The organism is Ihubacter massiliensis (assembly GCF_024125305.1).
GTDB lineage: Bacteria > Bacillota > Clostridia > Peptostreptococcales > Anaerovoracaceae > Hominibacterium > Hominibacterium faecale.
On record NZ_JAMXVH010000001.1, the window covers coordinates 1,123,569 to 1,149,467 of the forward strand.

The 25,899-nt window shown below is 47.0% G+C and carries 22 protein-coding genes; 6 read left to right on the forward strand and 16 right to left on the reverse strand.

Annotation, left to right across the window (positions count from 1 at the left end):
- Positions 1-102 precede the first annotated feature (102 nt).
- The 12 genes from recJ to NIA71_RS05235 all read right to left on the reverse strand — a co-directional run bounded on the left by recJ (position 103) and on the right by NIA71_RS05235 (position 13,349).
- Positions 103-1,740, reverse strand: coding sequence for a single-stranded-DNA-specific exonuclease RecJ (gene recJ / locus NIA71_RS05180; RefSeq protein ID WP_253019831.1), 1,638 nt, complete (start codon positions 1,738-1,740; stop codon positions 103-105).
- Positions 1,741-1,768: 28 nt separating this feature from the next.
- Entirely contained in the window at positions 1,769-2,950 is a 1,182-nt protein-coding gene (locus NIA71_RS05185; protein ID WP_227755375.1) for a murein hydrolase activator EnvC family protein, read from the reverse strand.
- Between the two features lie 11 nt (positions 2,951-2,961).
- Complete coding sequence (gene ftsX, locus NIA71_RS05190) at positions 2,962-3,855, reverse strand: permease-like cell division protein FtsX (protein WP_148395945.1); 894 nt, start codon at positions 3,853-3,855, stop codon at positions 2,962-2,964.
- Between the two features lie 2 nt (positions 3,856-3,857).
- Positions 3,858-4,619, reverse strand: a complete 762-nt coding sequence (ftsE, locus tag NIA71_RS05195; protein WP_148395946.1) for a cell division ATP-binding protein FtsE — start codon at positions 4,617-4,619, stop codon at positions 3,858-3,860.
- 953 nt (positions 4,620-5,572) lie between these two features.
- On the reverse strand, positions 5,573-6,052 hold the full coding sequence (locus NIA71_RS05200) for a protease complex subunit PrcB family protein (RefSeq protein WP_253019832.1): 480 nt from the start codon (positions 6,050-6,052) through the stop codon (positions 5,573-5,575).
- A 149-nt stretch (positions 6,053-6,201) separates the two neighbouring features.
- Positions 6,202-6,780: a hypothetical protein gene (locus NIA71_RS05205; RefSeq protein ID WP_148395948.1), complete on the reverse strand. Its 579-nt coding sequence runs from the start codon at positions 6,778-6,780 to the stop codon at positions 6,202-6,204.
- A gap of 24 nt (positions 6,781-6,804) precedes the next feature.
- Complete coding sequence (locus tag NIA71_RS05210; RefSeq protein ID WP_253019833.1) at positions 6,805-7,731, reverse strand: transketolase family protein; 927 nt, start codon at positions 7,729-7,731, stop codon at positions 6,805-6,807.
- Complete coding sequence (locus NIA71_RS05215; RefSeq protein ID WP_148395950.1) at positions 7,731-8,549, reverse strand: transketolase; 819 nt, start codon at positions 8,547-8,549, stop codon at positions 7,731-7,733. The genes NIA71_RS05210 and NIA71_RS05215 overlap by 1 nt, the downstream gene beginning before the upstream one ends.
- An 82-nt stretch (positions 8,550-8,631) precedes the next feature.
- Positions 8,632-8,994, reverse strand: coding sequence for a type II toxin-antitoxin system PemK/MazF family toxin (locus tag NIA71_RS05220; protein ID WP_227755377.1), 363 nt, complete (start codon positions 8,992-8,994; stop codon positions 8,632-8,634).
- Positions 8,995-9,021: 27 nt separating this feature from the next.
- Positions 9,022-9,876, reverse strand: coding sequence for an NAD(P)H-hydrate dehydratase (locus NIA71_RS05225; protein ID WP_227755378.1), 855 nt, complete (start codon positions 9,874-9,876; stop codon positions 9,022-9,024).
- A 307-nt stretch (positions 9,877-10,183) separates the two neighbouring features.
- A complete protein-coding gene (locus NIA71_RS05230) occupies positions 10,184-11,557 on the reverse strand; it encodes an APC family permease (RefSeq protein ID WP_253019834.1) in 1,374 nt (457 codons plus the stop codon).
- Positions 11,558-11,912: 355 nt separating this feature from the next.
- Positions 11,913-13,349 carry a sigma-54 interaction domain-containing protein gene (locus NIA71_RS05235; protein WP_253019835.1) on the reverse strand — a complete coding sequence of 479 codons (1,437 nt, stop codon included), beginning with the start codon at positions 13,347-13,349 and terminating at the stop codon, positions 11,913-11,915.
- Positions 13,350-13,640: 291 nt separating this feature from the next.
- Here NIA71_RS05235 and NIA71_RS05240 point away from each other — a divergent pair, with 291 nt between their 5' ends.
- The 5 genes from NIA71_RS05240 to NIA71_RS05265 all read left to right on the forward strand — a co-directional run bounded on the left by NIA71_RS05240 (position 13,641) and on the right by NIA71_RS05265 (position 19,706).
- Complete coding sequence (locus NIA71_RS05240) at positions 13,641-15,866, forward strand: propanediol/glycerol family dehydratase large subunit (protein WP_269478478.1); 2,226 nt, start codon at positions 13,641-13,643, stop codon at positions 15,864-15,866.
- A gap of 24 nt (positions 15,867-15,890) precedes the next feature.
- The gene (locus NIA71_RS05250) at positions 15,891-16,313 is read left to right on the forward strand and encodes a diol dehydratase small subunit (RefSeq protein ID WP_148395956.1); all 423 of its coding nucleotides are present in this window, start codon (positions 15,891-15,893) and stop codon (positions 16,311-16,313) included.
- Positions 16,314-16,328: 15 nt separating this feature from the next.
- Positions 16,329-18,218, forward strand: a complete 1,890-nt coding sequence (locus NIA71_RS05255; protein WP_253021276.1) for a diol dehydratase reactivase subunit alpha — start codon at positions 16,329-16,331, stop codon at positions 18,216-18,218.
- Positions 18,211-18,555 carry a glycerol dehydratase reactivase beta/small subunit family protein gene (locus NIA71_RS05260; protein ID WP_253019836.1) on the forward strand — a complete coding sequence of 115 codons (345 nt, stop codon included), beginning with the start codon at positions 18,211-18,213 and terminating at the stop codon, positions 18,553-18,555. Before NIA71_RS05255 ends, NIA71_RS05260 begins: the two co-directional genes overlap by 8 nt.
- A gap of 74 nt (positions 18,556-18,629) precedes the next feature.
- Complete coding sequence (locus NIA71_RS05265) at positions 18,630-19,706, forward strand: dihydrodipicolinate reductase (protein WP_148395958.1); 1,077 nt, start codon at positions 18,630-18,632, stop codon at positions 19,704-19,706.
- Between the two features lie 132 nt (positions 19,707-19,838).
- Here the strand turns inward: NIA71_RS05265 and NIA71_RS05270 are convergent, their stop codons facing one another.
- From NIA71_RS05270 to NIA71_RS20045, 3 genes are read right to left on the reverse strand one after another with little or no spacing between them, the layout of a single operon-like run.
- Positions 19,839-20,747, reverse strand: coding sequence for a glycyl-radical enzyme activating protein (locus tag NIA71_RS05270; RefSeq protein ID WP_253019837.1), 909 nt, complete (start codon positions 20,745-20,747; stop codon positions 19,839-19,841).
- A gap of 17 nt (positions 20,748-20,764) precedes the next feature.
- Complete coding sequence (locus tag NIA71_RS05275) at positions 20,765-23,170, reverse strand: glycyl radical protein (RefSeq protein WP_148395960.1); 2,406 nt, start codon at positions 23,168-23,170, stop codon at positions 20,765-20,767.
- A gap of 21 nt (positions 23,171-23,191) precedes the next feature.
- A complete protein-coding gene (locus tag NIA71_RS20045) occupies positions 23,192-23,452 on the reverse strand; it encodes a YbhB/YbcL family Raf kinase inhibitor-like protein (RefSeq protein WP_148395978.1) in 261 nt (86 codons plus the stop codon).
- A 230-nt stretch (positions 23,453-23,682) separates the two neighbouring features.
- On the opposite strand from NIA71_RS20045, the gene NIA71_RS05280 reads away from it, so the two are divergent.
- A complete protein-coding gene (locus tag NIA71_RS05280) occupies positions 23,683-24,765 on the forward strand; it encodes a response regulator transcription factor (protein ID WP_253019838.1) in 1,083 nt (360 codons plus the stop codon).
- Positions 24,766-24,820: 55 nt separating this feature from the next.
- On the opposite strand, the gene NIA71_RS05285 is transcribed toward NIA71_RS05280, so the two are convergent.
- The gene (locus tag NIA71_RS05285) at positions 24,821-25,888 is read right to left on the reverse strand and encodes a tartrate dehydrogenase (protein ID WP_148395962.1); all 1,068 of its coding nucleotides are present in this window, start codon (positions 25,886-25,888) and stop codon (positions 24,821-24,823) included.
- Between the last annotated feature and the right edge of the window lie 11 nt (positions 25,889-25,899).

The following is a 25,899-nucleotide window of genomic DNA, read 5'->3' on the forward strand; positions in this document are numbered from 1 at the left end:
CCCAAAATTCTATTTTCCCTTTTCCTACACCCTGCAAGCCACGTCGCAGCGGGTTTCAATGTTCGCTTCCCTGCGGCAACGCCGTATCAATCAACGCGAACATTATACCACACTTTCCACATTGAATTGTACCCTTTTATTTCCCCTCCACTCCTTAAAATCGACAGAGCCGATCAAATTTATGCTCGCTTCCCCGTAAAGCATCTGTTTAAAATCCTCCGCCCGGTTAAAAAGTACACACTCTACCGATTTTCCATCCTGTGAAACGGCAAAAAAGCGCATGTGCTTGCCGTCAGCACCCATAGGCTGCAAACGGGCGGCTCGAATGTTTTCCAATAGAAAGAGCGGTTTTGGGTTTTTACTGCCAAAGGGCGCCAAGAGCTCCAGTTCTTGCGCCAATTCCAGAGTAACCTTTTCTACAGGCAGCGACAAATCGGCTCTGATCAGTCGTGAAAACAGTTCCGGATCTTCATCGAGCATCCGTTTCATATCCTGCTCCAATAAAGCTTCCAAGGTTTCCAGCTTATCCCGTTTCATGGAAAAACCGCAAGCACCTTCATGGCCCCCGAAACGGAAAAACAATTCTTCATGAGATTTCAAGACTTGATAGAGATTGACACCGTTTACGCTGCGGCCCGTCCCCTTTAAATGTTCTCCTGACGGAGTTACCAGGATCGTTGGCCGTTCATATTTATCTTTCAGTTTGCCGGCAACGATTCCTGCAATCCCCTCATGCACATCTTCTGCGTAAACGACCAAAAACTTTCGATCTTTCAGGTGCTCGTCAATCAGCTGCGCGCACAGCTGATACGCTTCCTCTTGAGTCCTTTTTCTCTGTTTGTTAAAGTCAATCAGCTGAGATACTTGGCTTTGTATGGTACTTTGGTCCTTTTCCAGCATCAACCCCGCAGCCACTTTGGCATCGCCCATTCTGCCGGCCGCATTGAGATGAGGTGCCACACCAAAAGCAATTTGGTCAGAGCGAAGGTTTTCTCTTTTAAAAGAAATCCCTTCGATCAGAGCTGACAGCCCTGGCCTGAGCCCGCTGCTGATGATATGCATGCCATGCTTAACCAGCGTCCGGTTTTCATCCAAGAGCGGCACCACGTCGGCAATTGTTCCCAATGCGACTAGGTCTAAAGCCCTGTTAAGAATTTTTTTCGGAACGCCGGCTTTTTTTTGGATGCCTTGCAAGAGTTTAAAAGCCACGCCGCAGCCGGCTAATTCACGGAATGGATAAGAAGATTCCGGCCGTTTGGGGTTGATCAAAAGGCAATCGGCACGCACATCGGTAATGCTATGATGGTCGGTTACCAGCACTTTCATGCCCAATTCTTTGGCAAGTTCCACTTCTTCATAGGAAACGCTTCCACAGTCTACGGTCACCAAAACATCGGTTCTCCGTTCTCTGATCTTCCTTACTGCTTCGGCGTTCAAACCATATCCTTCATCAAAACGGGAAGGAATATAATATTGAAGCTGGTCGGTCAATATCCCTAAAAATTCCATAAGAATACTGACGGAGGTAATTCCGTCAGCATCATAGTCTCCGTAGATACAAATTCTTTTTCTATCACGGATCGCCTCTAATAGTAAATCCACCCCCGCTTCCAGATCAGGAAGCAGGAATGGATCATACGTTTTCTGGGGTTTATCCGACAAGAATTCTTCGATTTCCGCATCTTCGGAGATGCCTCGCTTGTTTAGAAGTTCTATAATAATCGGATTTATGTAATTCATTCGCTTTGACTCCTTAATGATAGGAATTTTATTTTAAGTAATTCCACGGATTCACATCGTTGCCGTAACCGCTGCCTCCTTTTCGAACTTCGAAATGACAATGATTCCCGGTCGAGCTACCTGTACTTCCGATTCTGGCAATTTTCTGTCCTTTTTTTACTTTGGCCCCAGAACCTGCTACCAAGCTGCTGTTATGCCCATAAAGGGTATATAATCCGCCTCCATGGCTAATGATAACCGCGTTTCCGTAACTGCCCAGATATCCGGAAAAAATAACGGTTCCTTTTGCAGCCGCCAATACGGCTGTTCCGTAAGGTGCTGGAATATCAATGCCAGTATGCTTTTCTCTTCCGTGGAAGGGGCAATTTCTCCATCCGTAATTGGAGGAAACCCTCGTATGTCCCGGCACCGGCCACCCAAATTGTCCATCGTTATAGGAACTTCCGCCGCTCCCGCCGCCGCTTCCACCGCTTCCACCGCTTCCGCCGCTTCCGCTGTTGTCATTCTTCTTGCTGTCTTGTTCGATAATGGCAGCAATCCGATCCGCTTCTGCGTTCAGATCGGCAATATTATCTTCAAGAGCTTCATTGCTGGCTACCACATTGGCCTTTTTCTTGGAAACCTCACTGCGATTAGCCGTCAATTCAGCCTGCTTGTCCATCTGCTCCTGCTTTTGAGATTCCAACTGGCTTTCTAACGAATCCAGCTTCTTTTTCTTGGCTTCAATTTTTTTATAGTCTTTTTCAAGATCAGCAAGCACATCTTTATCACCGGAATACACTTTCTTCACCATATCAATATTACTGATGAATTCCGAAATGCTTCCTGATCCCAGGAGCACGTCCATAAACCCAATGGTTCCATTTTTATACATTGTCCTGAGTCTGACATTGAGATTGGCGTTTTGGGTTTCCACATCTTCTTCCGCTTTTTTCAGGTCTGCTTCCGCCGCCACGACTTTATCTTCTGTTTCTGAAATCTTATTTCTTAAGCTCTCCAGCTGATTTTCAGCTGAGTTGATCTCCTTTTCCAAGTCCTGAATTTCCTGAGACAATTCCTTTTCTTGGCTTTTCCCATTCTCCAGCTGCTTTTGCTTATTCTGAATGTCCTTCTTAATATCACTCAGACTGGCTCCATATACCGTGCCGGAACTAAATACTACGGTAAACATAAGCATTAGAGCGGTAATTACTGTTATCTTTTTTCGCATGAAATGACCTCCTAAGCGTCTAAGAACTTTCTCATTGAAATGATACTGCCGCAGGCGCCGATGCTGACACCGAGAGCAGCGAAGATCCACACCAGGTTATAGGTCAGAAAATCGACCGGTACCATAGGTGTGGAAAGTACAGCAAATACGTCCTTCCCTATTAAATCCACAACTTTTTCATACACAAAGGCAGAAATCCCCACCGAGATTCCGGCCGAAAAAAGACCAATAATGATGCCTTCCGCTAAGAAGGGCCCCCGTATGAACCAGTTCGTCGCTCCCACATATTTCATAATGCTGATTTCCCTGGCCCGATTAAATACTGTCAACTTAATCGTATTCGATACCACCACTACTGATACGATGATCAAGAATATCATGATTACAATGGCTGCCAATTGGACAAACCGGGTGGCGCTCATCAGCTTGTCTACAGTTTCTTTATAATACTTTACATCTTCAATGCCGTCCAAGGCCGCAGCCTTAGCCGCTATATCATCAGCAGCTTCCAGACTGTTAATTTTGATAACAATGGAATTAGGCAAAGGATTGGATGCCAATGAATCCAGTAAATATCCGCTGTCGCCCCATCTTGTTTTCAGCTCAGTCATTGCCTCTTCTTTCGTGCGGTAAGTCACATCTTCCACACCGTTTTCCCCTTTAAGAGAAGCGATCATCGCATCCGCCTGCTCTGGAGCCGTAGTGTCCAGCAGGAAAACTTCGATGGAATCATAATCCTGCCGGATCATGGTAGCAGCAGTGTTAATATTAATCACAATCACAAAGAATAATCCCAGAATCAGCAGCATGGCTGTAATGGCAAATATCGATGCCACCGACATCGCTCTGTTTCTAAAGACTTGCAGGAATGCCTGCTTGATAGTATAGAAAAAACGTCTGAACATTATTACAAGTCTCCCTTTTTCAGTTTTTCATTAAATTGGCGGCGGTGGGGCAACGTGTCAAACGTCACTTCCATTTTAGCCAACGCATCCTCAAATCCGTAAGTTCCAACGTCATCCCTTACGATTTTTCCCTTTTCGATCGCAATGACCCGCTTATTCATTCGATCTACAATATCTTTGGCATGGGTAACCATGAGAATGGTCGTGCCTCGCATATTGATCAGTTCCAAAAGCTGCATAATTTCCCAGGCAGTCTCCGGGTCAAGGTTTCCCGTGGGTTCATCAGCGATGAGGATTTTGGGGTTATTGACAATAGCCCGTGCAATCGCAACTCTTTGCTGTTCACCTGCGGACAGCTCATTTGGATATTTTTGCGCTTTAGTACCGACTCCCACCAGACTGAGCACCTGGGGAACCTGTCTTTTAATGGTTCTTGGACTCTGATGGATTATTTCCATTGCAAAGGCCACATTTTCAAATACAGTTTTCTTTGGCAGCAATCTGAAATCCTGAAAAACGATACCGACATTCCTTCTCAGTTTCGGTATCTGCCTATTGGAGAATTTGGTTATATCTTCTCCTCTGACTTTAATTTTGCCTTTATTGACATCTATTTCTTTTAAGATAAGCTTAACAAATGTAGATTTTCCCGCTCCGCTTGGTCCCACGAGAAATACGAAATCCCCTTTGTTGATTCTCACACTGACATCATCAAGACCTATGTTGGATTTGTAATGCTTTGTAACATTTTCAAAAACAATCATTCTGCGTCTGTGCCCCTTTCCTTTTGATAGATCTACCATATATTTTACTATAACTGTCCGCTATTATCAAACAATTATCGCTAATATTCCTTAAAACGTTACAATATTATCATCATCAGGTGAAAAGTATGTGAAAAGTTGCTTGAAATTTTGGTAAGGTCTGACGTCTCTGTTCCGAAATACAAATCAAGATTTTGCGTAAAGGTTTAACTTTTGTGCATTCTTTTCATCGTAATCCGGTCGCCCCAAAAGTCCAAAATATTCCCCAAAAAGCAGCCTGCCATCGCCTAAACGCCTAGCTGCAAAATCCGGGAAAAACGTAACCTCTTCCAGAGCCAAAGCAGCTTCATCGCAATATGAAATCTGCCTCCTTTCCACTGTCCCAATAATAATAGAAATCTCGTCGCTTCACCAAATGCCTTTGGGGAGCAGTTTTAGTTCCGCTTTTATCTCACGTATTTCCTGTTGATATTCTGTATACATAGTTCTCCTTTTTCGGACGGCCCCCTGTTTGTTCTTTATTCCAAAATTTTACATCATTTGTTTGCATTTGTCAAATTCTGTAAAGCGTCTGGATACTTATTTTTTTCTGCTATTATGATACTTTTTTTATCTTCAGCACAATCTGGACAATAAAAAATATCAAAACGGCCATGTTTTGATGGCTGTTTTGATATTTTTTTCGATTTTCTTTCAATCTCCGAAGGAAAACTATCAAAAATCATGTCATTTTACATCAATTTCGATATTTTCAATGGTCCGGCTGGCATGGCGGCTATTTGTCCGACATCAAGCTGCCCGCCGCTTGAATAGCGATCTGGCTGGCAGGGCGGCCTAGTACCCCACGCCTGACTAACAACTCGCCAAAGCCCGGCACCTTGTCTCACGACAGGCCAGCGCCTGGGCGGGTCACACTGAGGAAACTACTGCCGGTTTCTCAAAAGTACCAGCGGCTATTCTTCATACTGAATGCGCAGCTCGATTTCATCCGGAAGCTTGGAAAGATCCGTACTGGCCACTTTCACCGGATAGGTAATGACCTGGGCGAGGGCTTTATCTTTTTCCGGATCTTTAAAATCCGCGTAGACGATCAAATTGGTCTTACCGTCCTGTTCCTCCAGCTTCATCTTATCAATATCCACTTCAAATCCAGAAGTCGGCTTTTCGCCTCTGGTTACAACCACATAGATTTTATCCTCTACCACACATGCCAAAGCCCGCTCCAGAGTTCTGTATTCCGGGATTACCTGACTGGATATGTCCTGAGGTATTTTGTTTTCGCTCAATGTTTTAAATTCCACTTTTTTGTCACCCTTAAACAGATTTACCGCAACCAGGGCGGCTACCAAAGCAACGATAATAATTGCAATTATGATGAGACCTTTCTTCCCCGGCTTCCATATTTTTTTCTTTTCTTTTTCTTTCTCTCCCAAAACAAAAACTCCCTTCCGTATAATCTGCCATATGCCGGCTGAGCCTGCGCATACCTGGACATATTCGTCTTTGCGGCCCGGCCGCTTTTGCATATGAACATGTCATACTTAAGACTATTCGGAAGGAGAGCTTGTTATTACTTGTTTTTCTAATCTTTTACCGGCGACAAGGTCTGCGCGATCTTGTCAAATTTTGGGGCTAACTTTTTCTCGCTGCCGTCTAAACTCCAGCAAGTCAGCTGAATAAACCGATCTTCAATTTCAGTGCAATAGATTTGATACGTCATCGCCACATCTTCTACGTTGCCGGAAATGGTTGTTTTGTAAGCATCATATTTACCCAGCTTCATCGTTTGTGATTCACTAGTTTTTTCGTCATCAATACTTTTTTCCATATGCTTCACTACCAGCTTATTGTAGCCGGAAAGTTCATTAGAAAAGTTATATTTGCTTTCACTGATAAGCGCAATATAGCCTTCCGTTCCTTTGGAAATGGATAACGTAGCGTCCTCAATCTTCAAAACATCTTTAGCATCAGACCAATCCTCATCGGCTGTGATCTGAAAGCGCTCGTCGCTGGTTTCAAATACTTTTTCCTTTGCCGGAGCTTGAGTTGTTTCCGTTGCCTCAGCCTTATCCGGTGCTCCTTTGGTTTGAGAAGAACCACAGGCTGCCAGGGATAGACAAATAATCAGCATCAAACTAAGACACAAAAACGATTTTTTCATAAAGCGATCTCTCCTCTTTCACACTTACAGGCTTTTGGCTGCCAAAACAATATCAGCAGCGGTCATGCCGTATTTCGTTTTCAATTCTTCCGGTTTTCCAGATTCTCCGTAAGTATCCTTCTGTCCTACAAAGGCCATCTTCACCGGCGTATTTTTTACGATAACTTCTGCCACAGCACTTCCCAGTCCTCCGATCACCGAATGTTCTTCCGCAGTGACAATTTTTCCGGTCTCCCGGGCCGCCTTGATAATGATCTCTTCATCGATGGGTTTTATGGTGTGTATATCAATTACACGAGCGTCAATGCCGTCTTTTGCCAGCTCTTCGGCTGCCATCACCGCTTCATTGACCATAATTCCGGTAGCAATGATCGAAATATCCTTGCCCGGTCGTACCTGACTGCCTTTTCCCAGTGTGATATCTGCGCTTTCATCATAAAATACCGGAACCGCGGCTCTCCCCAGCCTTACGTAGCAAGGCCCCTGCATGGCAACCGCCTGTTCCAGCAGTTTTCCAGCGGAAACACCGTCCGACGGATTGATCACCGTCATTCCCGGAATCGTTCTCATGAGAGCAATGTCTTCAAAGGTCTGGTGGCTGGCTCCATCTTCGCCAACCGTGATCCCTGCGTGGGTAGCACAAATTTTCACATTGGCTTTTGTGTAGCCGATGGAATTGCGTATGATCTCAAAAGCTCTGCCGGAAGCAAACATGGCAAAGGTACTGGCGCATACGATTTTTCCCGAAAGAGCCAGTCCGGCCGCTGTGCCGTACAGATTTTGTTCAGCGATTCCCATATTGAAAAAGCGCTCTGGGTAAGTTTTGCCGAATTCAGCGGTCATGGTGGATTTGGAAAGGTCTGCGTCCATTACCACCAGGTTGTCATATGTTTCTCCAAGCTCAACCAGCTTATTGCCGTAAGCCTGTCTTGTCGCCATCTTATCTGCCATTACCATTCACCTCCCAGTTCCTCAATCGCCTGTTTCGTCTGCTCTTCATTGGGCGCCTTTCCGTGCCAGCCGTATTCTCCTTCCATAAAGGAAACGCCTTTTCCTTTGATCGTCTTGGCGATGATCATCGTCGGTTTCCCCTTGCAGGCTCTTGCCTGGGCAAAAGCGTCGAAAATTTGTTCGAAATCATGGCCATCGATCTTTATCACGTTCCAGCCAAAAGCACGGAACTTTTCATCAACAGGAGCAACTGTCATTACATCTTCATTTTTACCGTCGATCTGCAGACCATTCCAGTCTAAAATAGCAGTCAGGTTGTCCAGCTTATTGTGAGCCGCTGACATGGCCGCTTCCCAGATCAGCCCTTCCTGAATCTCTCCATCTCCCAAAAGGACGTAGACTCTCGCCGGGCTTTTATCCAGCTTGGCTGCCATGGCCATGCCGCCGGCAGCAGAAAATCCCTGGCCCAGTGAGCCGGTGGACATTTCGATTCCGGGAACCTTTTTCATATCCGGATGACCCTGGAATTTGGATCCCAGCTTTCTCAGCTGGAGAATATCTTCTTTAGGGAAATAGCCTTTCTCCGCAAGGGCTGCGTACTGCACCGGACCTGCGTGCCCCTTGGATAGTATGAACTTGTCCCTGTCTTTCATCTTGGGATTTTGGGGATCGATGTTCATCTCCTTAAAGTACAGCGCCGTCACGATATCCGCCGCTGACAGAGAGCCTCCCGGATGGCCGGATCCCGCATTATGTATTGCTTTGACGATACCGGTACGGATATTGGCCGCTGTTTTTTCAAACTGTGTGTAATCCATTCTTCTTCCTCCTGTGTTAATTCTATCTATAAAAGCATTGGGCAGGGCAGCCCAGGGCCGCCCCGCTTTTTGCTATTCATAATTATTCAAACGTATTGGGATTTGCAATTCCCAAACTTACGCCTAATGCTTCATCTACATCCGGTAAACGATCATGGTCAAGTGTGCCAATTCGTTCCTTTAATCGTTTCTTGTCAATTGTTCTGAGTTGTTCTAAGAGCACTACTGAATTTTTGCTGAGACCATTGCCGTCCGCTGCGATTTCCACATGGGTCGGCAGATTGGCTTTATTTTTCTGTGAGGTAACGGCAGCCACGATTATGGTCGGGCTGTATTTGTTTCCTACATCGTTCTGAACCACCAGGACCGGCCTGACGCCGCCCTGTTCGGAGCCGATTACCGGACTTAAATCTGCAAAATAAAGATCGCCTTTCTTTACCAGCAAGTCCTTCACTCCTTATCTATTCAAGTTTTATTTTCCTATGATTTGTTTGAAAGCAAGAGCAACCATGTTTGCCAGGTCCAGGGACGTCATACCCGTCTCTCCAAGAGATTGGGCGCACAGGTCCCCTGCCATCCCGTGGATGAACACTCCCGCCTTTGCACAGTCCGCCGGAGAAAGCTTCTGTCCGGCCAGCGCTGCGATGATGCCTGTCAGCACATCTCCGCTGCCGCCGGCAGCCATTCCCGGGTTTCCTGTAGTATTAGTATATGATTCGCCGTCTTTTGTTGCCACCTGGGTTCCGCTGCCTTTGAGCACGCAGGTAGCCCGGGTCTGTTCCACCAGCAGCTGGGCCGTCTTGGGCCTGTCCATCCGGGAAGTTTCAATCCCGCAATAACTGAGAAGTCTTGCAGCCTCTCCAGGATGGGGTGTCATGATCACTTGGGCCTTCGTTTCCCGCAGTTCATCCAGCAGATCCGCCCGGCTGATGGTATTGATCCCATCGGCATCGAGGACGACGGTCTTTTTATATTCCTTTAAGATTGTACGGATAAGCTTGGCGTTCTGCCCATCATCTCCTAACCCCGGACCAACTGCGATGGCATCGCTGTCCATCAGTTCCGGTAAGGAAAGCTCTCTCGGGACACATGTGGCTTCCGGTACGCCCACCTGCAGAATGGGATATAGTTCTCTGGGAGCAGATATCCGTACGAGTCCTGCTCCGGATCGCAGCGCTCCCCGCGCGCAAAGCACGGCCGCGCCTGCCATGCCAACTGAGCCTGCAATCACAAGAACCTTTCCGCAGTCACCTTTATGTATGTCCCTCGGACGTTCCTTAATTACAGTATTTACATATTCCAAATTTATTAAACCTGTTTTTTTCATAAAAATTTCCTGCCTGGCGATGATTCAAATGATTTACCGGCTTTTTCTTGTTCTTGGTTCAGATTCTGAAATCCAGCCGCTGACTCAGCTTGACCTGCCTGAATCAGATACTAAAATCCCAGATTAAATAATTATATCACAATGCGGTCACGGCGCAAGGTGTCTGATGGAAAAAAGATAGAAGTTACTGTTTCTTCCGGCAAAAACGAAAAAAGTATCGGAATTGAAGCGTTTTAAAATCAATTCCGATACTTTCTCTGACGTCCGGCCCGGATCAAAGGCCCAAAACTGTCAGTATCCAAGGCCATTAGAACCCCTTCAAGGTAGGCGGCAGTTCTTTAAACATCTTTGTCCGGTACGCGAGAAAAATAAAGCCGGCCAGCAACCAGACAAATCCCAAAACCAGGCCGTATATTCCGACATTGATCAGTACAACCGCCAGGCTTAACGTACCAATAACCGGGGCGATTAAATATTTCAACTTGTTCATAAAGCCTGCCCTGTCTTTTTTCTTGATCCAGAACTGGGCGATTACCGCTATATTTACAAGAATAAAGGCAATCAGCGCACCAACATTGAGCAGGGAAACAATGACCTCCAGATCCCGCAGAAGCGCCAAAAGGCCTAAAACAGACACAAATATAATTCCATAACCCGGAGTTTTAAATTTCGGGTGCAGTTTGGAAAAGAATTTTGGCATTACTTTATCACAACTCATTCCGTACAGCAGCCTTGTCGCAGAAGTCTCAATGGACAATACGGAAGCAAAGACACCAACAACCAAAATTGCGCTTGTTATATAACCAAGGGTATCGCCGCCTACAGAGCGGATAATCTCGATTGCCCCTGTATCCGGGTTATCATACATATTCCATTTATCAGACCAGCACAGATCAAACAGGAACGAAAACAGCAATAAAATCGCACCGCCTATGGCAACAGAAAGAACCATAGAACGTCCAACTTTTTTGGTAGGATCAATCGTTTCCTCAGCAAGCGTTGAAATGGCATCAAAACCCAAATAGCAAAAACAGATATATGCCGCACCCTGTAAAATGCCCATTCCTCCAACTTCACTTGCCGCTTCCGGCTTATACAGATTCGCCAGACCATCGAAGAACCCGGGAGCAGTTGAATTTCCGGACAGATGAACGATAGCAGAAATCGCAATCGCAGTAAGCAATACAGCAAAAATAACTACAAAAATTGCATCTACAATAGAAAGCAGCTTGATTCCTAAAAAATTAATCACGCCAACGATGACGATTGAGGCTACGATCCAAACCCACATAGGGACACCGGGAATTAAAACATTCATGTACAATGCGAACAACAAGAAGTTATATCCGGGAAGGATCAGATAGGTGGAAAGAATCGCCCAGCCGGTAAAAAAACCTACATATGGATTGATTGCCTTAGAAGTGTAGGTGTAGGCGGATCCGGACATCGGATATTGCATGGACATCTGTTTATAGCTGAAGCTTGTGATCAGCATGACCACAAATGAGATCAGGATGGAGAGCGGCACCATTCCATGTGTCATTTGATCAACGATTGCATAACCCAGTATAATCGATGTAATGTTCATAAATGCCAAACCAAAAAAGACCAGGCCGGGAGTTCCAAGCACCCTCTTTAGCTTGGGTTCACTGGCTTGTACAGCCCTGTCGTGTTCGTTCATAGCGATACCTCCTTAATACATATGAATAATGAATTTGATTTTACGAAATTAATAAAGTGCAAGGTTCGCGCCAAAACTAAGAAATCACTGAACTGCAGGACAAAAAAATTTTCGGGCGTTACGGATTTTAGGAGAATTTACGGATTTGCACTAAAAAAATCAAGTCCTTTATCCTGCTGGAATTTGATCAAAAGATTTCGATTCATCCCAGGGTTTCAACCATGGGCCTGTTGCAGGACTAGGCATTTTTGGCTATACTTTTAAACCTCCTTTTTCCTCTTCCTCGTGCCTAAATCTGAATATAACAGCACTTTTTCATACTATAGCCATTTTTGACTATAATAGCTATTTTTGACTAGTTCAAATTTGCATATCCCGGAATATACTTACGCAGCTTTCTCGCAGCCGTTGTCTGACTGATTCCCAAGGCTTTTCCCACTGCTACGCTTGACTGATGTTCCTTAAAGGCATCGATAAAGATGTTGCGTTCATAATTTTCTAGCCGTTCTTTCAGCTGTCCCGTTGTTTCCGGCGTCTGCTGCATGGTCTCCCATTCCAAGTCAGCAGGCAGGTCTTCTATCCTTATTAGCTCGCCCCTGGAAGTAACGACCATCCGTTCAACCAGATTTTCTACCTGGCGGATGTTCCCGGGCCACGTCTGCCGTTCCAATATCTGAAGGGCATCTGCCGACAATTTTATATGTCTTCCATATTGAGAATTAAACCGTTCCAAAGCATTCAAAATCAACGGCAGGACATCTTCCCTGCGTTCGCGCAGAGGCGGAATATGAATTGGTATTACATTCAGACGATAAAACAAATCCTCCCGAAAGAGCCCCCGATGAATATCGTCTTCCAGGTCGCGGTTCGTCGCGGTGATCAGACGGAAATCCACCTCGATTTTACTAAGTCCACCTACTCTTGTTATCAATTTTTCCTGTATGACCTGCAGAAATTTAATTTGCAGATTGAGCGAGATTTCGCCGATTTCGTCCAGGAACAAAGTTCCTCCTTTTGCCAGCTCTATTTTTCCTATTTTCCCTTTGCTGTTGGCTCCTGTAAAGGATCCTTTTTCATAGCCGAACAGTTCGGATTCGATTAAATTTTCAGGAATTGTCCCGCAGTTGATCTCCACAAAAGGGCCTTCTGAACGGTTGCTGTTTTCATGAATGAGCTTGGCAACCATACTTTTTCCCACACCCGTTTCTCCTGTAATCAATACGGACGCGTTTGTATCCGCAATCTGCGAAATCAATTCGCTGATATTTTCCATACTCTTACTCTTTTTGATAAATTTCTTTTCTCTCAAATCTCTTAATCGAAGCTTATTGATTTCCTGATTATACGCTTGCATCATTGTGTTTAACTGTTCATATTGGCTCTGCAGGCTCGTAACGCCTGCAATATGAATCGAATTAAAGCTGACTACATATGCGATTTCTCCATCTTTTCCGAAAACAGGAACACCAGTAGTCAGTACATCCCGCCCCTGTTTGTTCTTCTGCATAATGGTGGTGTTTTTCTTCTTTTCCAAAACAGCAGCAGTTACCGACGGCTTAAAGACCCCCATATCCTCCAGCTCCCACACGGTTTTACCTATAATTTCCTCTTTCTTCAGACCGAAATGGTCTTCGTAGGAATCGCTGACTCTCAGCACAACGCCCTTCCCGTCCGCTAAGGTCACATCATTCTCATTATCCATAACTTCGAACAAGATATCCATTCGTTTTTCTTCATAATGGCGGCATGTTTCACATGGCGAACTGCTTTTCTCTGAATGTTTTTTTTCCATAATGCTCTATCCTCCTTCCACTTGCCTCCGCTTTTTCTACATTCTTATTATAGCAGAAAACGCCCCATTCCAACAGTAGCCGCCAGTATAGTTTTATCATTATTCTTTAGGGCCGATTATCTTTGGCATAAAATTTGCTTTATTATATAGCATAAAGATTTTCGTCCCCATCGTTTCTCAGGAGAATTTTCAGAATATTGAGCAATCTTTATGTTAAAATAAGGTTACGAGGAAACTTTTATGGTCCTCACAGGGATTCTTAAAGAAACCAAAGTAGAAAAGGAGTAGGAAATGAAATCAACAAAACGAAGACAAAAATATGAGCAGGCCCCTGTAACCCAAGATGTTATCGCGTGGGAGGATCCTGCAGTCGGTTTAGTCGCACTGGACAGCCCCAACGACCCTCGCCCCAGCATTAAAATCGTAGATGGCCAGATTGTGGAGATGGATGGAAAAACCAGGGATGAATTTGACTTTATCGACAAATTCATTGTTAAATATGGAATCAATGTCTCTGAGGCGGAAACCTCTATGGCCCTTGATTCCGCGGAAATCGCAAAGATGCTGGTAGATATCAACGTTTCAAGACGTGACCTTTTGAAGATCGCCTCCGGCCTGACTCCTGCCAAACTGGTCGATGTGGTCAGCAAAATGAACGTTGTGGAAATCATGATGGCACAAATGAAAATGCGAGCCAGAAAAAGTCCGGCCAATCAGGCCCATGTGACCAACCTGCTGGACAATCCGGTACTGATGGCTGCCGATGCCGCCGAAGCTGCCCTCCGCGGTTTTGCCGAACTGGAGACTACCTGCAGTGTGACTCGCTGCGCACCGCTCAACGCGATTGCGCTGATGATCGGAAGCCAGGTCGGCCGCCCAGGCGTTATCACCCAGTGTTCCCTGGAGGAAGCCACCGAATTGAAGATCGGCATGAAGGGCTTCACCTCTTACGCAGAAACCGTTTCCGTATATGGTACCGAGGCGGTCATGTCTGACGGAGATGATACTCCCTGGTCAAAATCTTTCCTGGCATCCGCCTACGCCGCCCGGGGTATGAAAATGCGTTTTTCCTCTGGTACCGGCTCTGAGGTCATGATGGGCTATGCGGAAGGAAAATCCATGCTGTATCTGGAAGCGCGCTGTGTCTGGATGGTAAAAGCTGGCGGCTCCCAGGGCACGCAGAACGGTTCTATCGACGGACTGCCCCTATCCTCGTCCATGCCCTCAGGGCTTCGGGCTGTTGCCGCAGAAAATCTGCTGACCTCTATGCTGGGACTGGAAGTAGCCTCTGGTAACGACACCTATTTTTCCCACTCTCTGGCTCGCAGCATGTCCAAGCTACTGATGCAGATGCTGCCCGGCACCGATCTGGTCACCTCCGGGTATGCCTCTATTCCCAACTGCGACAACACCTTCTCCGCCAGCACCATGGACTGCGATAACTACGCCAACTATTATATGGTTCAGCGCGATATGAAGGTAGATGGAGCACTGCATCCAGTCAGCAATGAGGAGGTAATTGCTCATCGCCGCAAAGCAGCCCAGGCTATGCAGGCACTGTTCTACGCGATGGATTTTCCTGAGATCACCGATGAAGAAGTAGAGGCTGCTGTTTACGCCTACAAATCTTCCGATATGCCAAAGAGAAACGTTGCAGAAGACATAAAAGCGGCTACCCACATTATGGAAAGCGATTTTAATGGTTTTGATATTGTGAAGGTTTTGTACCAGGCCGGATACGAGGAGCTTGCAGAAAACATCCTGACCATACTCAAGCAGCGCGTTGCAGGAGACTATCTGCACACCTCTGCAATCTTTGACGAAAACTTCCACGTGATAAGCGCGATCAATAACGAAAACGACTATGCCGGACCGACGACCGGCTATCAGATCTCGGATGCGCGGTGGGATCAGATGCAGCAGCACATGGGCGCTGTTTCCACAGATGACTTTATCGACTCCAGGGATGAATCCTACATCAATGGCATCACCGAATGCGGCCCTGCCGCTCCTGGTACAAATCCAGATGAAGTTGTTATTGCAGTTTCTCCAAGCTTTGGGCAGCAGCAGCGAAAGACCATCGTAGACCTCCCCCATGAAATCGTGCTCCGCGAGCTTGCTGCCGGCATCGAAGAGGAAGGCATGAAACCGCGCTTTATCAAATGCTACAGCTCCTCTGATCTGGCTGTAATCAGCAGCGCAGGTTCCAGGCTGAGCGGCTCAGGCATCAGCATCGGTATCCAGTCAAGAGGGACTACGGTGATCCATCAAAAAGATCTGGTACCTTTGGACAATCTGGAGCTTTTCCCTCAGTCGCCGCTTTATGACAAAAAAACCTACCGGGCTATCGGAAAAAATGCGGCCAAATACGCAAAAGGGGAAAGCCCTGAACCGCTTCCCGGCGATATCGACAGCAGCACGAGATTTTATATGTTGAAAACAACCCTTCTTCACAACCACGAAACAGCTCAGATCAAAAACATCAAACCGGTAGAGCTTGAAGTCTCTTTTATATAATTACAGAAAGGAACGGCAAAACCCATGAATACCTTAAATTACAAAACCGATTATCCACTCCTGGAAAAGCACCCTGACAAACTGAAAGCCATGTCCGGAAGACCCATAGGCCAACTGACCATGGAAAACGTTCTGGCAGGGACGGTCAAAATGGAGGACGGAAAGATCCACAAGGACACCTTGCTGATGCAGGCCGAAATCGCCCAGTCGGCAGGCGATATTCAGATTGCGGCCAATCTGCGGCGCGCGGCGGAGCTGACCAATGTTCCCGATGACTATATTTTGGAAGTCTATAACACTATTCGCCCTTTCCGTAGTGAAATGGAAGACATTTTAGCGGTTGCCGATGCTTTGGAAAACAAATACGGAGCCGCTGAGACCGCTCAGTTCGTCCGGGAGGCAGGCGAAATCCTGCAAGACAGCAACCGCCTCAAGCACAACCGGTAAAAGGAGCAGCCTATGATCACTTATGTAGCTGGTATCGATATCGGAAATGCTACCACCGAAACTGCTCTGGGCAAGATCCAGGATGGGCGGCTGCTTCGCTGCACCAGCGGAATAACAAAAACAACCGGTATCAAAGGTACAAAAGACAACCTTTACGGAATGATCAATTCTCTAAAAGAAGCCTGTGCGGATATGGATATCCCGCTGTCTTCTCTGGATCTGATCCGTATTAACGAGGCAACTCCTGTGATCGGTGATTTTGCCATGGAAACGATCACTCAGACGGTCATTACCGAATCTGCCATGATTGGCCACAACCCGGACACTCCCGGTGGCCTTGGTCTTGGCATCGGCTACACCGTATTTTTGGAGGATCTTCCCGCAGCAGATAAACAAAAGCCGCATATCGTTATTATTTCAGAGGAGCACGACTTTATTACCGCAGCCAGGGAGGTTAATCTGGCCATTGAAGATGGTTATTCCATCAAAGGACTGATCGTCCAAAATGATGACGGGGTGCTGATCTGCAATCGGCTTTCGGAAACCCTTCCCATCGTGGATGAGGTCTCCCTCATCGATAAGGTTCCGGTGGATTATCTGTGTGCCGTAGAGGTGGCAAGGCCGGGTGCGTCGATCGACTTTCTCACCAACCCCTATGGCATTGCGACCGCCTTTTCTCTCTCTTCTGCGGAGACAAAGCATGTAATCCATATTGCCAAAGCGCTGATCGGCAACCGCTCTGCCGTTGTCATCAAAACGCCTTCCGGCAGCATCCATGAACGGATCATCCCGGCGGGCGAAATCATCATCGACGGACAGAGGCAGCAGTACCGGGTCAACGTGGACGACGGTGCCCAAAAAATTATGGATCAGGTGAAACGTGCCGGTTCGATTCGTGATGTCCACGGCAGCAGCGGTACGAATGTCGGCGGTATGCTGGAGTCGGTTCGCAAAAAGATGGCTCAAGTCACCGATACGCCGGAAGATTCCATCTTTATTCAGGATCTGATGGCCGTAGACACTTTGGTGCCGCAAAATGTGATCGGCTCCTTGGCCAATGAGTTTTATATGGAAAAATCCGTCGGCATCGCGGCCATGGTAAAGACCCAAAAGCTGCACATGCAGCACCTGGCGGCTCTACTGGAGGAAACAGTCGGCTGCCCCACGGAGATCGGCGGTGTCGAGGGAGATATGGCAGTCCTTGGAACCCTCACGACGCCGGGAAGCGGAACGCCCATCCTGGTTGTTGATATTGGCGCCGGATCTACGGATTCCTGTTATCTTCACAGTGATGGCCGGAAAAAGACCATCCACCTGGCTGGCGCGGGCAACATGGTGACCGAGCTGATCCAGGCAGAGCTGGGCCTTTCTTCCAGAGAAGAAGCGGAAGCCATCAAAAAATATCCTCTGGCAAGAGCCGAGTCCCTGTTTCACCTGCGCCACGAAGACGGAAGTGTGGAGTTTTTCAAAGAGCCGCTCCACAGTGACTTTTTCGCCAAACTTTTGTCCATTCAACCGGACGGATATCTGCCGATCAATACCAGGCATTCTTTGGAAAAGGTTCGTTCCGTCCGCAGAGAGATCAAACGAAAGGTCCTTGTCAACAATGTGCTTCGGGCATTGTTGAAGGTTTCTGCTACAGGCACCCTTCATGAATTCGAGCATGTGGTGCTGGTCGGTGGCTCTTCACTGGACTTTGAACTCCCAAATATGCTGACGGATGTTTTGGCCTACTATGGCATCACCAGCGGGAAAGGCAATATTCGCGGGTGCATGGGGCCGCGGAATGCGGTTGCTAGCGGCCTGCTTTATGCATTCCTTCAGAAAGAAGAAGCCTTTGACCGCAAGTCTTCACCCCAACCAGATGGCGCAGCAAAAGCGCAAAAAGGAGGGGGCCATGAATAACCGATACCCGGCAATCCACCTGCTTTATACCGAGGACTCCCTATCCTGCTATGTGACGCAGATCGAGTACGGAATCGAGGAGGAAGGCTTGTTCAGCACCCGCACCCTTGCGCCCGCCTCTGCTCTGAACGAGCACACCTTTGGCTCAGCTCAGGCTTCCAAGGTGGGCATTGCAATCGGAATATCAAAAGAGAAGGTGTTTCTCATGCATCAGAAGGCTGGGCCCGGGACCTGTATCCTGGAAAAGAGGCCGCCTGCTCTGACGAAAAAGGAAGGGCGAATCTTTGGTCAAAATGCAGCCCGCCTCGTGAAAGGGCTGCCCTTATATCCGTTATAACTTGTGTTTATCCAGATCGGCTGATTTTGCCGTATCAACATATCAATCATTGTGAAAATTTTAGGAGGTAAAAAATGAATCGTAAAGTAAAAGTTGCTCAGTATGGAAGTGGAAAAATGGCTGGTCCAACTATGAAGTATGTCTATGACCATGGTGGCGAGGTGGTCTGCGCTTTTGGTAAATCCGACCGCGCCTTTGGCAAAGATATTGGCGAGATCATGGGCACAGAAAACAAGGGCGTTAAAGTCAGCTACGCCAAGGATGCCCGCCAGATCCTCACCCAGACTAAGCCGGATGTATGCATTGTTGAAACCATGGCCCTTCTCCCCGACTGTCAGGACATCTTCCTTCTCTGCGCGGAATTGGGCATTAATGCCATCTCCACATGTGAAGAGGCCTTTTATCCATGGAACTCCCGCTATAAGATGACAAAGGAAATCGATGAGCTTGCAAAAAAGAACAACTGTACCATCTGCGGGACCGGAGCACAGGACATGGGCTGGGGATACATTATTTCCACCATCGCCGGGGCATCCAATAAAGTCACCAAAATTAAAGGCTCTGTTGTATATAATTCGGAAGATTACGGAGTTGCCCTGGCCAAGGTTCATGGCGTCAACCTGTCGCTGGATGAATTTGAAAAGACCATTGCCGCTGTTAATAATATTTCTGAGGAAAAGAGACAGGAAGTACTGGAAACAGAAGATTTCCTTCCATGCTACATGTGGAATGCCAACGGCTGGATCTGTTCCCTGCTGGGATTGACTGTAAAGACACAGGAACAGAAATTCATCCCTCAGACCTGCGATCAGCCGTTATGGTCCGATGTTCTGCAGACAGAAATCCCCGCCGGCCATGCAGTCGGGCTCTCCGCTACGGTGATTACCACTACAGAAGAAGGCATCACGCTGGAAACCGAGTGTGTGGGAAAAGTATATGCTCCCGGCGAAGAGGATTTGATCAAATGGACCCTTTACGGAGAACCGACCCAGGACTTCGTATTAAAGAAACCGGACACCGTAGCCATTACCTGTGCTTCCGTTGTTAACCGGATACCGGATGTCATGAACTCCGAGCCAGGCTATGTTACGACCGATAAGATGGGCCCTCTCAACTATATGATCCGCCCAATGGAGACCTATGTGAAATAGCCGTTTCATATAAATTAATCGAGTTGGGCTGTCGCATCAATGAGGAAAGATCGCGAAGCGACATTTTTCCAATCTATGCGGAAGCCCAACAAAAGGAGCCGGCCACTGAATGCACAGTGACCGGCTCCTTTTTTAATATACGACATTACAGCCCAATTCTTCCAACACCTTGTAATATCGGCCCAGCTCCTCTTTTTCCATACGCTCTAAAGACCCCAGATCATACTTTCTGCCGAGCCATTTATACTTGTCTTTTCCAAAATTATGATAAGGCAGCAGTTCAACCTTCACCTGACTGTTTTGCCTCTGCAGCCCACGGACAAACGCTCCGGTTTGCCGTATATTCTCCCCGTCGTTTACCCCTGGGATCACCGGGACCCGAAAGCGGATCTCTTTGCCTGAGGCCGCCGCCTTTTCTGCGTTGAGCAGGATGCTTTTATTACTTACGCCAGTATACGCCCGATGCTTTTCCTCATCCATGCATTTCAAATCAAATAAAATCTGATCGGCCTGGCGAAAAACCTTTTCCACCTCAGACCAGTCTCCAAAGCCGCAGGTTTCAATGGCCGTATGGATGTTGCGCATGCTGCAGGCACGGAGAAACTCGTAAACGAAGTCCGGCTGGGTCAGAGGCTCGCCGCCTCCGACCGTCACACCGCCGCCTGAATTCCGGTATATGACCTGATCCTTTACAGCGATATTCACCAGCTCCTCCACAGTCACTACCTGACCGGTCAGCTTTTTAGCCTGTGCGTAGCAGCTTTTCGCGCACAGGCCGCAGGCATCGCACTTGCCCCGGTCAATCTGAAAGTTCAAGGGATTGACTGCCTCCTTCGGACATACACAAACGCAGTCCCCGCAGCCAATACAATTGGTTTTTACATCTATGATTTCCGGCTCCGGCCTCTGGGATTCCGGATTGCTGCACCAGATGCACCGCAGCGGACAGCCCTTCATAAAAATCAGGGTCCGTATCCCGCCGCCGTCATGTATGGAAAATTTCTGCGTATTAAAGATAATCCCTGTCCGTTTTTCCTTCATTGACAAATCTCCTGTATTTAAGCCTGATGTATGGTTCTGTTGATGATGTCGTCCTGCATTTCTTCACAAAGTTCCGTGAAGTAGGCGCTATATCCGGCTACTCGCACGATCAGTGATTTGTGTTCTTCCGGTTTGTCCTGCGCTGCTCGCAGCAGCTCACGGCTCACTACATTGAACTGAATGTGATAAATATTCAAGTCTACAAATGTACGGATGATGTCGGAAATCCGCTTGATTCCCAAATCTCCCGAAACACTTTGAGGGTCCAGTTTCATATTCAGCAGGGTGCCCGAGGTATGGACTTCGTGATTGATTCTGGAAACCGATTTTAATACGGAAGTTGGTCCTTCGTGGTCGGTTCCGCCATTTGGGGAGCATCCGTCCGCAAGGGCCTTTCCTGAAAGCCGCCCATAAGGCAGAGCGCCTACCACCAGTCCGTGGGGAACATGTGAGGATACCGGGTACAGACCGGAAATAAAGTGCGGACCTCTCCAGGATTTGCACTGGGAAATCACACTGTAGGCGTAATCAGTCATTTCTCCTGCCAGCGCATCCACCTCTTCAATGTCATTTCCGTACATCGGCGTTGTATTCTGCAGCATGAGACGGATTTTTTCATAACCATCAAAATTTGCTTTCAGTGCCTGGATCAACTCACCCATAGTAATCGTCTTATCATCAAAGACGTGCTTCTTAATTGCGGAAAGCGAGTTAACCAGATCTGCAATGCCTGTGCCGATCAGCGCCGGCCCGATGGTATATTTCACGCCACCCCGGGTCAGATCTTTTCCTGTATGTAACGTCCCTTCCAGGAATGTGGAAATAAACGGGTACGGTGTCAGCTCTGCGCAGACCTTCTCATTGACATTGGCGCAGATGCTGATGGACTCGATCATATATTTGAGCTGCTGTTTCACCGCATCTTTGATTTCATCGTAAGTCATGTCCTGTGGATCACCTGTTTCCAAACCCAGCAGCTTGTTCTCATTGATAATGCTTCTTCCGTTATGGAGAACGAATTCCATGGCCGCCGCATAGTTGTAGTGGCCGCCGTCTGACCATTTGGCCATCTTGCCGCCCATAAACGGCTCAACACACCCAACCATCTGATAGTCTCTGGCCTCTTCCATCGTTCCTCCGGACAGCAGCATCATCTTAATGGCGACTTCATCGTTATAGATAGCCGGAAATCCGGTTCCCAGTCTGGCCAGTTTGGCGATGTGGGCAATCAGCTCCTCTGGCGACTGCTGGTGTACCCGGGCGCACAGAGAGGGGCTGTGAAGCTGTACATCCATTTTAGCTGTGATAAACAGGTAGGACAGCTGGTTGGTCGCATCCTTTCCCCTCTTGTCAATCCCGCCTACGATAATGCTGTGAAACGGCTGATATCCCGCAAAGTACATGGCCGCATTTGCACTGAGAAACCAAGTGGATTCCGCTGTCTTTACATAGAATGCCTCGATCAGCTCCAGCGTCTGTGCATCCGTCAGTCTTCCTTCTTCCATATCCTTTGCGTACAGAGGATACAGATACTGGTCCATTCTTCCCGGCGAATAGGAAGGGCCGTTGCCTTCCATCATGCAGCCTGCCAGGATGAAGTAAGTAAGCTGCAGCCCCTGCCAGAAGGTTTTTGGTTTGTTATCTGAAAGATAGCGGCAGTTGGCAGCAATGCGTTCCAGCTCCTCCTTTCTTTTGCCTGCCGCCTGATCGGCCTGCTCTTCAGCCAGACCGGCAAACCGCAGGATATAATGCTTTAAGCCTTCTAAGGTCATCTTACAGGCTTTATAAAACGTAATTTTTTCATAGCTTTCCGGATCAATCGGATCCAGAGCGTCGATGGCATCCGCAAGCTCCTTTTCCATCTGTCCCAGGCCGGTATTCATGGCCTTTTCCCAGTAAGGAGCTGTCTCTCCGGCCGCGCTCTGAGTTTTGATCTCCACGTCGATGATGCCGGTCTTGACGGCCATTTCTCTTACATAAGGCGGGATTTGGCGGAGCCAGAGTTCGCTGACAATTTTGCCTTTCCAATATGGAAAAATGGTTTCCCGCAGTTCTTTTTTATCCTCTTCCGAAATGAAATAGGGATCCTGTTTTCTTGTGGCAATGGTGTCCAGTTCTTCGCTGAGCCAGCCGCAGTGAAACACCGGGTCTACAACTCCAGCCCTGGGGATTCTGGCGACATCGCCTGCAATCAGCTGGTGGTCTGCAATCCGTATCTCTCTTTTCTCGCAGTAATCCTTGAAGGCCTGGGCCCGTCTGGTAATGATGTCTTCCCCTTCTGTTTCTTTGAAAGACTCGGTATAGATTCTGGCCCGCTCGATATCTACGCTGGGCCGGGCTTTTCTGTAGTCTTCGATCAGCTTTTCAATTCTGGGGAAATGGTTTTCCCCTTCTAAAGAAAAAGTTCTGTTTTCTGTGTTCATGTGATTTGCTCCCTTCTCTTTCTATCCGTAGCAAAGCTCGGTCATTTCCCCCGGAATGTTGCAGGCCAGCCAATGTATAAAAGGAAATCCTTCCCCTTTTGCGTTGTCGTTATCCATAAAGATGACCGCATAGCTCTTTGTGCCCGCAGGTACCCCTTCCCACCGGAGGGGAAAAGATGTAAGCGGGATACCATAGGCGATTTCAGCTTCTCTGGACCAGCTCCCATATCTGTCAGCCAGCCTGCCGTCGGTAATCGCCGGGCTGGCTGCTCTAAATTTTATATTCGTTTTCTTTCACTCCCTTCCTTCGTCATTTTATCCGTTGTCTTGTCTTTTCCAAGTATAGATTAACTATATACCCGATCAAGTTTTCTGACAATTGTTCTGCAGTAGGATTTTTTCCATGGTAGCCGTTGGTATACCTTGCCGAATTGAACATTTACTTTTCAAATACAATCAAATATAATAAATATACAGTCTGTTTTTGCTAAATGTTATGCAGAGGAAATATTATGGCATTTACCTTTAATGAAAATGAATTTTATACGTTTAACAAAATGATTTCGGATTTATATGTTGCATACAATAAAATCGACGCTTTGCAGCACTTTCTTGAAGAACTAAAGAAACTTTGCTTCTTTGAAAAAGGCGATATTTATATTTTTAAAAAAGGGCAGAACAGCATTCGATTTGAAAATTTTATCTTTGCCGGATGGGGAAAGGATCTGAACTATTATTTCAAGGTCTGTGACATGGACGATGCTCTGCCTATCGTTTCTTTAAAACAGCCCATCATCTTCAAAAGCTCGGAGATTTTTACCCGCTCTGAGCGGGAGAAAACCCGCTATTTTAAAGAATGCCTCAAGCCCTGCAATATGTATTATTCCATCGAGGGCAATCTCTTTGTGGAAAATTCCCCCAGTGGATATGTCTGTGGCATTGGGCTGCATCGGTCAAAGCAATCTGAGGATTTTACCGCGCAGGATTTGGAATTGATCAAAATGTTCAAACTGCACTTGTCCAGAATCGTTCAGGATGTTTGTGAGGCAAAGCATAATCTGGATAAAAGCAAATATACTATGTTTTCTCACGATAATATTCTGGTGTACATGGTTTACGACCGGGATCTGAACATCATGCATTCCAATATTACCACCGGCCTGCATTCTCAGCTCTCTCTGGATACGATCCGGAATATGTTTACTGCCATGTGCGAGACGCTAAAGCAGGAAATCTCGGCCCGAGGCGCTTCCAAAGTGTCTGAAACTTTGAAAACCCACAGTAAAATCAACCTGGAAGATAAGTCCTATTACGTCAACGTCAGCTACAACGATTCTGACCAGACCTTCTCCTGCTGTGTTTACGACTATTCCACCATCATCGACAATATCCTTCTTTCCATCAAAGAAACCAATCACCTGACCCTCCGGGAATACGAAGTGCTCCAGTATCTGGTAAACGGCCTCAGCAATACGGAAATCATGGAGCAATGTCAAATCAGTATGCCTACCGTAAAAAAGCATGTATCCAATATCTATCAGAAATTGGAGATCAGCGGAAGACATCAGCTTTTTCAGCGGGTCTTTTATTCTTAGGGTATACGATTTTCCCCATTGAATGCGGCGTTGCCGCATTTTATCCCTTTACCCTTTACGCCCGTTCCAGCAGCCGCACAATTTCATTTCCGACAGCTTCTGTTGTCGAACTCCCTCCTAAGTCGCGTGGCAGGCTCTTTTTTTCTGTAAGAAGCTGTTCAATGGCATCCAATATGCGTTTTCCCCATTCCTCATAACCGAAAAAGTCCATCATCTGGCTGACTGACCAGACCGCTGCAAGGGGATTTGCCTGCCCGGTTCCCGCAATGTCGGGCGCAGATCCGTGGATCGGCTCAAACATGGACGGATAGAGCCTTTCCGGATTGATATTTGCCCCTGCGGCAAGTCCCATACCTCCCGCAATCGCTGCCCCTAAATCGGTGAGAATATCTCCGAACAAATTGGACGTTACTACGATCTGAAACCGCTCAGGTTCTTTTACAAAAAACATGCTTGCCGCATCCACCAGATAGGAGTAGGTTTCCACATCCGGGTATTCCCGTCCGACCTCTTCAAAAATCTGATCCCAAAATACCATGGAGTAATTAAGTGCATTGGCTTTGCTAATGCTTGTCAATGTTTTCTTCTCTTTTTTTGCTAATTCATACGCATAGCGAATCACCCTTTCACATCCCAGTCTGGAAAAAACACTGTCCTGTATCACCACTTCGTTGATTTTTCCCTTGTACATCCAGCTTCCGCTTCCTGCATATTCGCCTTCGCTGTTTTCCCGCACAACCAGCATGTCAATCTGCTCGCGCTTTACACCTGCAAGCGGACATGGGGCTCCTTTCAGCAGCTTGATCGGCCGCAGGTTGATATATTGATCAAACCCTTTTCTGATTTTCAGCAGAATATCCCACAAAGAAATATGGTCCGGTACCCCCGGAAATCCAACTGCTCCCAAGTAAACGGCATCAAATTTTTTTAGAGTCTCCAGGGCATCCTGCGGCATCATTTCACCATGCTCCAGATAATATTCACATCCCCAGGGGAAATCCTCAAATTCAAATCCGATGCCCTTATCCAGCTCTGCAATTTTATGCAGAACCTTTTTTCCTTCCCTGCAAACTTCCGGTCCTACGCCGTCTCCGCCGATTACTGCAATTTTATATGTATTCATTTTGTTTTCCT